The sequence below is a fragment of the Chryseomicrobium excrementi genome, assembly GCF_002798305.1.
Lineage (GTDB): Bacteria > Bacillota > Bacilli > Bacillales_A > Planococcaceae > Chryseomicrobium > Chryseomicrobium excrementi.
The window spans coordinates 78,410-92,121 of sequence record NZ_PCGR01000005.1 but is presented as its reverse complement, the minus strand read 5'-3'; the positions used below and the strand labels follow the sequence as shown (position 1 = coordinate 92,121).

Sequence of the window (13,712 nt, the reverse complement as noted above, 5' to 3'; positions counted from 1 at the left end):
AGAAGGAAAAAAGTAGTATCAGCTAATTTTCTAAAGATCCGTCATTCGCAGGCGCATCATTTTTTGGACCGGTACAGGTAGAGGAAGGTTTGCAAGCTCTTCTTCTGTGACCCAAATACCCAGCTCAGCATTTTCAAACTGCTCCACTTTTCCTTGTAAGACGTGAACATTCCAGGTCAAATGACTAAATTTATGGGTCACTTCTCCAATCGATTCCACTTCAAGCCATTTGATGCCATACCGCTCTTGCCACGAGGTGTCCGTCTCTTCGATGAGAGGGAATTGCCACATTTTTGCAAGCAGTCCTTTCTCGCGCTGCTCTACTAACCATTTTCCATCTGCACGTTGTAAAAGGTAAGAAGAGTATGTGATTTTTTTCACTTTCGTTTTTTTACTTTTAATAGGAAGAGACTCTGTTTTACCTTCTTCAAAAGCCCGGCATTGTTCTCGAACAGGACAAAGTAGACACTTTGGTTTCTGAGGTGTGCAGATCAGTGCTCCCAGTTCCATCAGTCCTTGATTGAACGAAGAGGCATCTTCAGGATCTATGAGTACTGTGACGAGCTGTTCAAATGTTTTGCGTGTTTTCGGTAAGGCAATATCTTCTTCGATAGCATACAATCGACTGAGAACACGCATAACATTGCCATCTACCGCGTGCTCGGGCTTTCCATATGCGATACTTAGAATAGCTCCTGCTGTATAAGGACCGATCCCTCGAATACTGCTTATTTCTTCTCTTGTTTCAGGAACCTTTGCTTCATACTCCGCTATCACCTCACGCACACCATGCTGTAAATTTCTCGCACGAGAGTAATAGCCAAGTCCTTCCCAAAGCTTTAGGAGCTCTCCTTCTTCTGCCTCAGCCAAATGGTGCATTGTAGGAAACGCTTGAATAAAACGTTCAAAATATGGGATGACTGTATCCACACGTGTTTGCTGAAGCATCACTTCTGAAATCCAGATATGGTAAGGGTCTCTTGAATGTCGCCATGGTAAATCTCGTTTTTCTTTTCTGTACCAATTCACCAGCTCGCGACGGATAAATTCTGTTTTTGTTTCATTCATATCTTGTTGTCCTCTCGGATTAGATTCATTTAGAAAAGGGTAAAGTCATTGTGCTAGGAATCTGATTCATTTTCTTTTATTCTAGTAACAATCCATTTATAAAGGAGGGTGACGTTTGCATGGACACTGGTACACACATCGTGATGGGAATAGCCCTCGGAGGATTGGCAACAATTGATCCGGTCGTCGCAAACCACTCTATAACGTTTACAGCTGTGTTGGCTGGAACAATTATTGGGTCGCAAGCACCCGATATTGATACAGTTTTAAAACTTCGAAACAACGCCGTTTATATTCGACACCACAGAGGTGCTACTCATTCTATTCCAGCTGTAGTCACATGGCCTTTATTGATCACACTAGGACTAAGTTTCATTTTTCCCTCAGCAGACATACTACATGTCTGGTTGTGGACTTTTTTAGCGGTATTCTTACACGTCTTTGTAGATATCTTTAATTCTTACGGGACACAAGCGTTACGCCCGATTTCAAATCAGTGGGTTGCACTCGGTGTAATCAACACATTCGATCCAATCATCTTTGGTATCCATGTGATTGGACTACTACTATGGGCATTGGGAACTGACCCTGTTCCAACATTTTTAATCATGTATGGAATTATTGTGGTGTATTACATCGTTCGTTTCCAAGTCCAGCATGCGGTTCGTCACGCGGTCAAACTAAAAATCCCAAAAGCGGAACGGATTATCATTGCACCGACTATGCGTTTTTACCAATGGCGCATCGCAGCAATTGATGGAAATCATTACTACGTTGGTCGTGCATATGGCCGAAATATCACCATCTATGATAAGTTTGAACGCCAACCACTTCCAGAAGATCCAGTTGTAAGAGCCGCTTTAAAAGATAAAAATATCGATGCCTTCTTATCGTTTTCTCCGCTCTATCGCTGGGAAATTACACGTCATGATGGAATTCATGAAGTCCGGTTCATCGACCTTCGTTACCGCAGTAATGATTACTATCCTTTTGTGGCCGTAGCTCACCTTGATGATGACCTTGAAATCGTCAATTCGTACACGGGATGGATTTTTAGTGAAGACAAACTTCATAAAAAACTAGATTTTAATTTAGATTAACTGGTCATGAAAATAACCTCTAGCCGTAGCTAGAGGTTATTTAATTGCCTTCAGGAGTGCTATCGGTAAAGCTTCTTCATAGCGCTCTCCTCCTAATCTGTGCCCCCATGCAAAACGACCTTTTAAATAATCTACTTTGAAGTAAACTCCAGGGTCGCCTTCAATGCTGTAAAGTTCTCCTGGAACAATAGTTGCCGGGTCCAGTAAATACGACTGTGCCATTGTGGCTTTTCGTTCATAGACCGCATACTCATTTACGATTCCAAGTTGTTCCGCTTTTCTTGCTTTTTCTTTCAAGATGGCCACTTCTTGACGAAGTTCTTCGGCTGTCATCTGACTATATTTCTTATCCATCTTCTTGCTCCTTCTGCTCTATGAATGCATCAATGATATCTAACGGAAACCCTTTGCCGTAGAGCTGTTGTTTCACTTTTTGCCGTCTTTCTCTTCCGGAGTATTTGCTAGATGCTTTTCTCCACGCCTTCTCTCCTTGGTCGGCTAACTTGTCGTCCCATCCATCCGTTTCAAACTCGTCTTCCAGTCTTTGTATGACTGTTTTTCCGATTTGGAATGGAAACCCTTTTCGTGCTAGTAAGTCTTGAATCTTCTTTTTTTGCTGAGATGGAGTTAGACGGGCTGAACCTCGGAGAACTTTCTCAGCAAGTGCCGTTGCGACTTCAAGTTGATCTTGCTCTGTGTAGCCTTCGAGCGTCTGCTGCCTTGTCTCTTCATCAATGCCTTTTTGCTTTAGAGACTGACGAATCGCGTTTGGTCCTTTCTTTGATGAATTTTTCTCTGTAGAAAGTAAGGCCTTTGAGAATGCTTCGTCATTTATATAATTGTAGTCATGAAGTTTTTTGATAGCCTCTAACGCCACTGCTTCTCCATAGCCTACATCTAAAAGCTTTTTCTTCACTTCTTGCTCGCTTCGCATCCGGTAGCTCAAATAGTTTAGTGCCGCACTGAATGCTTTGCGAACCTCGTCCTCGTAAATCATATCATCCATTTCATAGTCGACGAGTACTTTACCTTTCGTCAGTTGATGCTGGATCAATACACTTTCATCTACACTGAACGCATAGGCTTCATCTAAGTAGATATTGTAGCGATCTTGATTTTTCTTCTGTCTCGTTATTTTTGTAATGACAGGCACAAAGATCAGCTCCTTTGGTTCAGTTATGAGATTTTCGGGTACCTTCTATAGTATCATACTAAAAAAAGGAGGTCATTTCATGAAGATTGCTATCACTGGAGGAACTGGATTTGTGGGAAAAGAATTAACAAACCTCTTGCTTTCACAAGGACATCAGGTTTACATACTGACGCGTTCAGATAAAAAAAGCGATTCAGCAGTTACGTATGTGAAATGGTTGACTAGTGGAGCAGCACCAGAGAATCAATTAGAGGGAATTGATGGGATCGTCAATTTAGCCGGAACTTCAATTAATGAGGGCCGCTGGACAGATGAACAAAAAAAGAAAATTTACGAGAGCCGTATGCAAGCTACAGATGAAGTACTTCGAATCATCAGCACGCTAGAAGTGAAACCTCGAGTTTTAGTGAATGCTTCTGCGGTTGGTATTTATCCAACATCAAAACATAAAACCTACACGGAGCAATCTTCTGAACGGGCCGATGACTTTTTAGCTAAAACTGTAGAAGATTGGGAAGCAAAAGCGAAGTCCGCCGAACAGTATGGCGTGCGAGTAGCTTATGGACGCTTTGGTGTTATTTTAGGGAAAGATGAAGGAGCACTTCCGCTCATGGCACTCCCTTATAAACTGTTTGTTGGTGGCAAAGTTGGGTCCGGTAAACAATGGCTCTCTTGGGTGCATGTCAAAGACGTCGCAAACGCTTTGTACTTCGCGTTGACTACTGACGAACTGACAGGTCCTTTCAATGTTACGGCACCGCGTCCTCTTCGTAATGATGACTTCGGCCGAGTGTTAGGGAGCGTATTGCATCGCCCTCACCTCGTCCCAGTCCCCGGTGTCGCTTTAAAAGCGGCGCTGGGTGAAAAAAGCCAACTGGTCTTAGAAGGACAGCAAGTGATTCCTGAAGTGCTCCTTCAGCATGGATTTCACTTCGAATTCCCTACTGCTCAAGAAGCATTAAAAAACATTTATGGATAAACTAGCGTTTTGCACACACACTCTCTGAAAAAGGGTGTGTGTTTTTTGCGTAGCGTACATGTTATCGGCTCATTGGTCTTAGTAACCATCATTCTTTTTACATTTCATCTCATGCCAACCGATGCCTCTACTTCTTTTGGCTTGAAGCGAGCCCATAATGGACAACTACCTGAAATCGGGCAGCAGGCAGAAAAGCTTTTTGATCAGTATGGTGCCTTGTATCGAGACAAAAGCGGAGACAAGACGCTCTATTTAACCTTTGATAATGGCTATGAAAACGGACATACAAAAGAGATATTAGACACATTAAAACAACACGACATTCAAGGTACCTTTTTCTTAACCGGGCATTATCTTTCCAGTGCTCCAGACTATGTCAAACGAATGGTAGCAGAAGGTCACACAATTGGAAATCATACGTATTCGCATCCGACGATGCCAAAGCTATCTGAAGAGCAACTCGCAAAAGAGCTCCTTCAGTTTGATGATGCCTTGTATGAGCTGACCGGTATTCCTAGAACTTCCATCGTGCGGCCACCTGAAGGAGTATATTCTGAGAATACGCTCCGTATTGCCAATAAACTCGGTTATCAACATATCTTTTGGTCGATGGCAATCGTCGACTGGCATGCAGATAAACGCAGAGGAACCGAGATCGTAGTAAAGGAACTTCTAGATCAGTTGCATCCTGGAGCGATCATCTTGTTGCATACCGTGACCCAAGATAATGCAGAGGCGTTGCCGCTATTTATTTAAGAAGCAAAAAAGCAAGGATACCACTTTGGGGAAATAGAAGAATTGCGCAAACAATCGGTGAATACACCCATCCCTTTTCATTGACTTCCGCTGTCCTGTATAATGAGGACATACTAAGAAGGACGTGAATCGTATGAGCGAAACAGTAACTATTAAAGAAGGACAAGAATTTCCACTTACCATCAAACGACTTGGAATAAATGGTGAAGGCGTTGGGTTTTTTAAGAAACATGTGGTCTTTGTTCCAGGAGCGCTTCCAGGCGAAGTCATTACAGCACACGTAACAGATGTACAACGAAAGTTTGCAACAGCTAAGATCAAACAGATCCGAGAAGCTTCTGAAGATCGAGTCACACCACCTTGCCCTGTCTATGAGACATGTGGAGGTTGTCAGTTGCAGCATATGACATACCCGCGCCAGTTGGTCGAAAAGAGAGATATCGTCTTACAGGCACTCGAACGCTATTCACCAAATGTTGCAGCAGAGCTAGTGAAGCCAACCATCGGTATGGACGACCCTTGGCATTACCGCAACAAGAGCCAGTTCCAAGTGCGCAAAAAAGGCAACAAAGTACTTGCAGGTCTATTTGCTGCAGGATCGAATTTCCTTGTCGATATCGACAAATGTCTCGTACAGCACCCAGATACGACGGCAATCACGAACCAAATCAAAGCGTTCATAGAAGAAAAAGGCATTCCTGTATATGACGAGAAAGACCCTCAAGGCATCATGCGCTCTATCGTCGTGAGAAAAGGAATTGAAACCGGACAACTTCAAGTGACACTGATTACAACAAAGAAAAAGTTCCCTCACAAAGAAGAACTGACTCAAGCTATCGTCCAGATGAGTTCAGACATCGTATCAATCAGCCAAAACATCAATGCAGATCGTTCTAGTCTGATCTTCGGTGAAACGACATTTAATCTTTGGGGTAAAGAGACCATGATTGAGAAGTTAGATGGTCTCGTATTTGACCTCTCAGCACGTGCGTTCTTCCAGTTGAACCCTGTTCAAACTGTACATCTCTATAACGAGATTAAAAAAGCGGCCCACTTAACAGGCACTGAAAATGTCGTTGATGCTTATTGCGGCGTCGGAACAATTGGACTGTGGCTCGCTGGAGATGCAAAAGAAGTTCGTGGCATGGACATCGTGCCAGAAGCAATTTTGGATGCAAAGAAGAATGCTTCTCGCAATCAGCGAAAAAATACTCAGTTTGTCGTTGGGACTCCAGAAGAATGGGTGACAAAGTGGCAAAAAGATGGTTTCACTGTCGATGTTTTGACGGCAGATCCACCGCGCACAGGATTAGATAGTGAACTAATGGATGTAGTACTTCGTACAAAACCGAAACGGTTTGTTTATACTTCTTGTAACCCATCAACACTAGCGAAGGATTTGGCACGCTTAACGAAGAAATACGAAGTGCGTTCTATCCAACCGGTAGATATGTTCCCTCAAACTTCTCAGATTGAGTGTGTCGTAGAGCTTGAACTGAAGAGCTAAAAACGGCTGGCACAAAACCCAACAAAGGGAGTTTCTCGTTATTGTTGAGAAACTCCCTTTTGTATGTTCTATTGTGAGTAGGGGAAGCGTTCCGCGGGCACGGGCTGAGCCAAAATCGAGTTGCGAACGCCAGAAATCCCCATCAAAACCATTCACCCCAACCGAGGCAAAGAGCGCCTCAATTGGGGCGCCTGGTTTTGATGAAATTTCTAGAGTGGCGTTCTTCACATCTTAGAAAAGGTCTCAGCTTCCGCATGTAATCCCGCTGGAGTCACCCCTATACACTTTTCATTTTGTTGTCTTCAACTTCACTTGTGTAACTAAATGAGTTACACACCAGCCTTTTTATTCGTTTAGAGCTGCTGGTTTTCGGAGTGCAATGGTCACCATAATGACAGTCAAAAGACCGGCAACTAGCCACAAGTAACTAATCGACGAAGTAAACTGTAAAAACAGCCCTCCCGCAAATGGCCCCGTTAACGAGCCCACACTAAATGCGATCCCACACAACAAATTCCCTGTTGGCAAAAGAGCCTTTGGAGTCAAATCCGTCATATAGGCGATCCCTAATGAGAACATCGATCCCACAAAGATACCCGCAATAAAGAAAGCGGCAATAATAGCTGCAACCGAGGACTCAAAAATACCTCCTATGAAGAAGGACAATGCTCCGCCTGTCAAAAGCACTATCAACATCGGTCTGCGTCCAAACTTGTCACTCAAGATGCCAAGTGGCAATTGAGATACGACGCCACCTATAGAGAATGCTGCTAATATCACAGATACATTCCCCACTTCAATTCCCTGTCGCAAACTATAAACCGGAAAAATAGCATGAAGACTCGATTCTAAAAACCCGTAGGTCAGTGGCGGAAGGAACGCCACCCAAGCTAGAGTAAAGGAAGCTTTGAAACGACCTGCAGAAGAAAGAGTTCGAGTCGTATAAGTTTCCGGGAAATCATTTTTCAACAAAAATACAAAGATCCATGCCAAGAAGCACAGCGCTGATGAAACAACAAAAGGCAACCCTTCATGAATTGAGACAAGAGGAACTAATAAAGGTCCGATAGCAAACCCAAGACCGAACGACAAACCGTACAGAGCAATGTTCTTTCCAAGACGACTTGGATCTGATGTACTCGTTATCCACGTTTGTGTTGCAAAATGGAGAGCATGGTCTCCGATTCCGATAAATAGACGGAGAATGAACCAAAAAAGGACACTTTTCCATAGAGGGAATAAAGCAAGCGAGACAATCACTAAAATTCCACCTGCCAATATGATGGGCTTGTATCCCCATTTTCTTAGCGGTGCCTCCATAAACGGAGAAATCAGCAACGTCCCTATATAAAGACCTGTTGCACTTAAGCCATTTAATGTTGCATTGATTCCATCCTGTTCAAAAATAATGGAAATCAACGGTAACAACATTCCTTGTGAAAATCCTGAAATAGCTACTATTACTACTAAAATATAAAATCGTTGTTTCGTTGAAATTGCCACTGCTGCCGCCTCTTTCTTGTTGAATCACTCCCCCTAGTCTAGCAAAATCCCCAGTCTCCGTATACAGAAAAAGACCCCAGCAGTCTGCATCACTGCTAAGGTCTCTTATACGTCTTTTACTACCCTATTTTGTTTCATAACTGCATTTAACGGCTACTATCAAGCCGGTGAAATGTCTGAACCGCCTCCTTACGTTGTTGGTTTTCGACAGGTTCACTACGGCCTCCTTCCTAGTAGAGATTAAAGTAACTTTATCACAAACTCTAAGTTTTGTAAATATTCAAAATAAATAAATTATTAAAACACTTCTATGTTCCTATCTTTTTGACAGTGATTCGGGTATAGTATAAGTGCTGAAGGAGGTGTCTCATATGGGAAATCAAGTAACCAATCAAGAACAACAGGTAGTTTACTTAAAAGAACGCTTGAATATGTTCTTACAAGTCCTTGACTCAATTGAGCCCGAATCGACGAAAGTGGAAGATATCGACCGCTTAATTCACATGATGGATGACTTAGAATTAAAGTTAGATCAATTCAAAAAAACGAAAGAGTAGCTCAGCTACTCTTTTTTTCATGGTTTCAGAGGAGTATACTAGTAAGTATAAAAATGACTAAGGGAGAATTTACATGTACATAGAGAACTTAGAAAAAAGTATATACAACTTGATTACAGAAACAAGCACCAATCTACCAAAAGACGTACGACGTGCCATCGCAAAAGCAAAGCAAGCTGAAAATGCGGGTACACGTGCGGCAATGAGTTTGGATACAATCGCAAACAACATTCAAATGGCAGATGATAACGTGTCCCCTATTTGCCAAGATACAGGTCTACCTACTTTTAAAATCAAGACTCCTATCGGCGTCAATCAATTAGAAATAAAAGAAGCCATTAAACGCGCTATCGCAGCTGCTACTGCTGACGCGAAGCTTCGTCCAAACTCCGTGGATTCCCTTACTGGTGAAAACAGCGGGGATAACTTAGGTGCTGGTGTTCCTGTGATGAAGTTCGAGCAATGGGAAAACGATTATATTGAGATGAAGCTGATCCTTAAAGGGGGCGGCTGTGAAAACAAAAACATCCAATACAGTCTTCCTACTGAACTTGAAGGTCTTGGTCGCGCCGGTCGTGATCTTGACGGGATTCGTAAATGTATCCTTCACTCGGTCTACCAGGCACAAGGGCAAGGCTGCTCAGCTGGTTTTATCGGAGTAGGGATTGGTGGAGACCGTTCTTCTGGGTACGATTTAGCGAAAGAGCAACTATTCCGTTCTGTTGACGATGTGAATCCAGATGCACAATTAGCTGAACTTGAAGCTTATATTGTTGAAAAAGCGAACACACTGGGCATAGGAACAATGGGCTTTGGAGGCGAAGCAACACTGTTAGGCTGTAAGATTGGTGTCATGCACCGAATCCCAGCAAGTTTCTACGTATCTGTAGCTTATAACTGTTGGGCATACCGTCGTATGGCAATTGACATTTCTCCTGAAACAGGTGAGATCCATAATTGGCATTACCAAGAAGGCGAAAAGATTGAATTCAAACAACAAGATACCATTGAGGAAGAAGTGAAAGAAGTCGTTCGACTTGAGGCTCCAATCACAGAAGAAAAAATTCGTTCTTTAAAAGTTGGAGATGTCGTCTCCATCTCTGGTCGTATGTACACAGGGCGCGATGCAATCCACCACCACTTGATGAGTCATGATGCTCCTGTTGATTTAGACGGACAGATCATTTACCACTGTGGTCCAGTAATGCAAAAAGACGCTGAAGGCAATTGGCACGTTCGTGCTGCTGGTCCTACTACGTCTATTCGTGAAGAGCCTTACCAAGGAGATATCATGAAAAAGTTCGGGATTCGTGCCGTCATAGGTAAAGGCGGAATGGGTCCTAAAACACTTGCCGCATTAGAAGAACATGGCGGAGTTTATCTGAATGCTATCGGTGGCGCTGCGCAATACTATGCAGACTGCATTAAAGGTGTTGACGGTGTAGATCTTATGGAATTTGGAATCCCAGAAGCTATGTGGCACTTGCGAGTGGAAGATTTCACAGCAGTCGTCACTATGGATTCTCATGGAAACAGCTTGCATGCTGATGTGGACAAATCCTCATTAGAAAAGCTAGCCCTTCATAAAGAACGTGTATTTTAAGTAACAACTTGGGATTTTCATATTGAAAATCCCTTTTGTTGCATTTTTCCTTATTTATAATTATTATAAAGTAATAATTATTGTAAAGGAGTGCTGTTGACTGTGTGGAACCGAATACTTCCTCATATAGAATTAATAAATGCTTTAACTTCTGGAATACTTATATTAATTGGGTGGGCATTGAGTAAAACTGAGTTTACTACGGCTTCTGTGGTTGTATTCCTTTCTGCATTTGTGATTGGTGGCTTTTTCAAAGCAAAAGAAGGCCTTGAGAAGACCATCCACGAAAGAAAGTTAAATGTAGAGCTTTTGATGATTTTAGCAGCCATCGGTTCCTCGATTATCGGCTACTGGGCAGAAGGAGCAATATTGATCTTCATCTTTGCTCTCAGTGGCGCTCTAGAAACGTATACGATGAATAAAAGTAAAAAAGAAATTGCAGCCCTCGTCAATATGCAGCCTGATGAAGCCTGGAAATTGGATGAGCACAATCAAGCGCATTTAGTATCTGTCGATTCTTTAAAAGTCGGAGATCGTTTGCGGATTAAACCAGGTGAAAAGATTCCAGCTGATGCTGTCATAATGGAAGGTTCTTCTTCTATTGATGAATCTGCTATATCTGGTGAACCAATTCCGGTATTAAAACGACTAGATGATGCCATTTTTGCAGGTACAGTTAATGGCAGTGGCGCATTGATTGTAAAAGTGGTCAAAGAAAATGCAGATTCATTGTTCCAGAAAATCATCTCTCTAGTACAAGCAGCACAAAACGAAAAGTCCCCTTCTCAACAGTTTATCGAACGTTTTGAAGGAACATACGTTAAAACAGTCCTTGTCACTGTTGCAATTCTACTATTTCTACCTCATTACATTCTCGGCTGGGACTGGTCCACTACGTTTTACCGTGCCATGGTCTTCTTAGTAGTAGCCTCTCCATGTGCGGTGGTCGCATCGATTATGCCTGCCACCCTTGCTTCCATTTCAAATGGAGCCCGTCACGGCATTCTATTTAAAGGTGGCAGTCACTTAGAGAGTCTGACAAAATTAACAGCTATCGCTTTTGATAAGACAGGTACGCTTACCCAGGGAAAGCCTGTTGTGACTGACTTTATTGTACGCCCTGACTTGGACCGTAATCATGCATTACACATCGTAGCTTCTATCGAGGATAAATCGAATCATCCATTGGCTGTAGCAATTACTCAATATGCCAAAGAGCAAGGGATTGTCCCAAATATGCAGGTTCAAGTGGAAGATGTAACAGGGTTTGGAATGATCGGAACAACCGAAGGTCATTCTTATAAAATCGGGAAACCTGATTTTGTAGGTAGAGACGAGGCGTTCGCTTTTCATGAGGGCGTTGCCCCTACCCTTGCCTCTCAAGGAAAAACTGTCACGTATATTCGAGATGAACAAGGCATCGTAGCACTTATTGCTTTAAAGGATCAAGTTCGAGAGGAAGCAAAGCAAACCATCGCTACACTAAAACAATTAGGCATCACAACCATCATGTTGACAGGTGATAATGCGAAGACGGCGGAAACGATCGCTAAAGAAGCTGGTATTGATCGTTTTGTAGCAGAATGCCTTCCTGAAACCAAAGTAGAGCATCTTAAAGAACTGAAAAAGGACTTTCCTTTTGTCGGAATGGTTGGAGATGGAATTAACGACGCTCCTGCCTTAGCTACTGCAACAACAGGCTTTGCTATGGGAGATGGGACCGATGTTGCACTTGAAACTGCCGATGTGGTTCTCATGAAAAATGAACTCACTAAGATCGCTTATGCCGTTCGGCTTTCTCGAAAGATGCAGCGTATCGTAAAACAGAACTTACTATTCTCTGTAGCTGTTATTGCTGTGTTGATTGTTTCAAACTTCTTACAAGTGGTAAATCTACCGCTAGGAGTTATCGGTCATGAGGGCTCAACGATTTTGGTGATTTTGAATGGTTTGAGAATGCTACAAAAAGCCTAAAAAAAACAGGTCGAGCAACTTGCTCAACCTGTTTTTTGTGCTTCCAGACGTTCTCTTCTTTCTTGCATGACGGCATTGATTTGCCCACCAATCATAAGGAGTGTTCCCGAGAAGTAGAGCCACATCATTAGCACAATAATTGCACCTAAACTGCCATATGTAGCTGTGTAATTTGCAAAATTGCTAACGTAGAATGAGAAGCCTAAAGATACTAGAATCCAACCAAGAGTAGCAAAGACTCCCCCAGGAATCACACTCTTCAAATACAATTTTTCATTCGGAACGATCCAATAAAGAGCCGTTAACACAACAAATATGATTAAAGGTGGAATCGTGAATCGAATACTTTCCCAGACAGTTAGAAATACTCCATCCAATCCAAATATAGAAAACAAAAATACTCCTATTTGCTCACCAAATATTGGAAGTAAAAGTGCGATGAGAAATAGGCCAATTATCAAAATAGTAAAAATTACGGATAATGCCCTCACTATAAAGAATGGTCTAGTCTCTTCTAAGCCGTAAGATTTGTTCAAGGATTTTACAATAGCATTGACACCATTTGAAGCGGACCATATCGTTCCTAATAAACCTATAGATAGTAACCCACCATTCCTATTTTGCAAAACCTCTGTTAAGGTGCCTTCTATCAAACTATACACATCTGCTGGGGCATAATTTCTTAGAAATTGAAAAATTTGATCTTCAGGGAGATCTAAATAGGGCAATAATGTCACCATAAAAATTAGTAAAGGAAAAAGTGAAAGTAAAAAGAAGAAAGCCAGTTGGGCACCTAGAGCTGTCACATCTGAATTTTTGACATGTTGGAGCAGGTCTTGGAAGAACCCTTTCCAAGTCGTAGGATCATAGGAATCTGGTGTTTTCTTCTTTTTGTTCTTTCCAAATTGTAAAAACTTCAGTTTCTCCATCCAGCTAGTTTTTTCTACAGGCGCAGATGATTCTTTTCTATTCGGTTGTCGTATAGTGTCTTCCACCTGCATCACATCCTTATAGATTAGCCGTTCTTTTTTTCGTTTTCACCGTACTTTTCAGCATATTCTGGTGTCTGTTGTTGCATATGTGGATCATGAGAGGTTTCTTGTTGTTCTAATGTCTCATTAGAATTATCTGAAATGATTTCCTTATATTCCTCTTTAGAACTCGAAAAAGTATTTTTAGTCTCTGAAAGAAGTGAGGACACTTGTGGTGCAATTTGTTTCACTTCGTTCACTTGAGAGCTTAAATACTGTGCATCTTGAGATAATTTCTCGTAAAGAGCTTTGTAGTGATTGATTTTTGTCTCTAAATCGTGCTTCAATATTTCACGATTTTCATTATAAAAACGTGCACGTTCGTTCGCTGAGCGGGCACGAGTCTTCATTACTTCGCGTGTTTGACGATCTAATAGACTAATCAATGCACCTGCTAATGCCCCATATAAAATACCTTTTGAAAATTTACTTTGTCCCATTTTAACGCCTCCAAATCATATAGTTGGTTCATAATATAGTC

12 protein-coding genes and 1 pseudogene are annotated in these 13,712 nt (G+C 42.1%); 7 read left to right on the top strand and 6 right to left on the bottom strand.

Going from position 1 to position 13,712, the window contains the following annotated elements; genetic code table 11:
- Positions 1 to 30: 30 nt before the first annotated feature.
- Positions 31 to 1,068, bottom strand: coding sequence for an A/G-specific adenine glycosylase (gene mutY, locus CQS04_RS12880; RefSeq protein ID WP_100354524.1), 1,038 nt, complete (start codon positions 1,066 to 1,068; stop codon positions 31 to 33).
- A gap of 119 nt (positions 1,069 to 1,187) precedes the next feature.
- Between mutY and CQS04_RS12875 the strand changes: the two genes are divergently transcribed.
- Positions 1,188 to 2,168, top strand: a complete 981-nt coding sequence (locus CQS04_RS12875) for a metal-dependent hydrolase (RefSeq protein ID WP_100354523.1) — start codon at positions 1,188 to 1,190, stop codon at positions 2,166 to 2,168.
- 36 nt (positions 2,169 to 2,204) lie between these two features.
- Here the strand turns inward: CQS04_RS12875 and CQS04_RS12870 are convergent, their stop codons facing one another.
- Both CQS04_RS12870 and recX read right to left on the bottom strand, forming a co-directional pair.
- Positions 2,205 to 2,522, bottom strand: coding sequence for a YfhH family protein (locus CQS04_RS12870; RefSeq protein ID WP_100354522.1), 318 nt, complete (start codon positions 2,520 to 2,522; stop codon positions 2,205 to 2,207).
- A complete protein-coding gene (gene recX, locus CQS04_RS12865; RefSeq protein WP_174688407.1) occupies positions 2,515 to 3,321 on the bottom strand; it encodes a recombination regulator RecX in 807 nt (268 codons plus the stop codon). Before recX ends, CQS04_RS12870 begins: the two co-directional genes overlap by 8 nt.
- 79 nt (positions 3,322 to 3,400) lie before the next feature.
- Here recX and CQS04_RS12860 point away from each other — a divergent pair, with 79 nt between their 5' ends.
- From CQS04_RS12860 to rlmD, 3 genes are all read left to right on the top strand, one after another.
- Positions 3,401 to 4,300 carry a TIGR01777 family oxidoreductase gene (locus tag CQS04_RS12860; protein WP_100354520.1) on the top strand — a complete coding sequence of 300 codons (900 nt, stop codon included), beginning with the start codon at positions 3,401 to 3,403 and terminating at the stop codon, positions 4,298 to 4,300.
- Between the two features lie 45 nt (positions 4,301 to 4,345).
- Positions 4,346 to 5,056, top strand: coding sequence for a polysaccharide deacetylase family protein (locus CQS04_RS12855; protein WP_425430249.1), 711 nt, complete (start codon positions 4,346 to 4,348; stop codon positions 5,054 to 5,056).
- A gap of 133 nt (positions 5,057 to 5,189) precedes the next feature.
- Positions 5,190 to 6,563, top strand: coding sequence for a 23S rRNA (uracil(1939)-C(5))-methyltransferase RlmD (gene rlmD / locus CQS04_RS12850; RefSeq protein ID WP_100354518.1), 1,374 nt, complete (start codon positions 5,190 to 5,192; stop codon positions 6,561 to 6,563).
- 345 nt (positions 6,564 to 6,908) lie between these two features.
- Here rlmD and CQS04_RS12845 read toward each other — a convergent pair.
- A pseudogene (locus CQS04_RS12845) lies at positions 6,909 to 8,069 on the bottom strand (MFS transporter); the annotation flags it as partial.
- A 368-nt stretch (positions 8,070 to 8,437) separates the two neighbouring features.
- On the opposite strand from CQS04_RS12845, the gene CQS04_RS12840 reads away from it, so the two are divergent.
- The 3 genes from CQS04_RS12840 (at position 8,438) to CQS04_RS12830 (ending at position 12,200) form a co-directional block, all read left to right on the top strand.
- Positions 8,438 to 8,623 (top strand): SE1561 family protein, encoded by a 186-nt coding sequence (locus CQS04_RS12840; RefSeq protein WP_094944759.1) that lies wholly within the window; start codon positions 8,438 to 8,440, stop codon positions 8,621 to 8,623.
- Positions 8,624 to 8,696: 73 nt separating this feature from the next.
- Positions 8,697 to 10,226: a fumarate hydratase gene (locus CQS04_RS12835; protein WP_100354516.1), complete on the top strand. Its 1,530-nt coding sequence runs from the start codon at positions 8,697 to 8,699 to the stop codon at positions 10,224 to 10,226.
- Positions 10,227 to 10,319: 93 nt separating this feature from the next.
- Positions 10,320 to 12,200 carry a heavy metal translocating P-type ATPase gene (locus CQS04_RS12830; protein WP_100354542.1) on the top strand — a complete coding sequence of 627 codons (1,881 nt, stop codon included), beginning with the start codon at positions 10,320 to 10,322 and terminating at the stop codon, positions 12,198 to 12,200.
- A gap of 23 nt (positions 12,201 to 12,223) precedes the next feature.
- Here the strand turns inward: CQS04_RS12830 and CQS04_RS12825 are convergent, their stop codons facing one another.
- Positions 12,224 to 13,201, bottom strand: a complete 978-nt coding sequence (locus tag CQS04_RS12825) for a YihY/virulence factor BrkB family protein (protein ID WP_100354515.1) — start codon at positions 13,199 to 13,201, stop codon at positions 12,224 to 12,226.
- A gap of 14 nt (positions 13,202 to 13,215) precedes the next feature.
- Positions 13,216 to 13,671: a YtxH domain-containing protein gene (locus CQS04_RS12820; RefSeq protein ID WP_100354514.1), complete on the bottom strand. Its 456-nt coding sequence runs from the start codon at positions 13,669 to 13,671 to the stop codon at positions 13,216 to 13,218.
- Positions 13,672 to 13,712 lie beyond the last annotated feature (41 nt).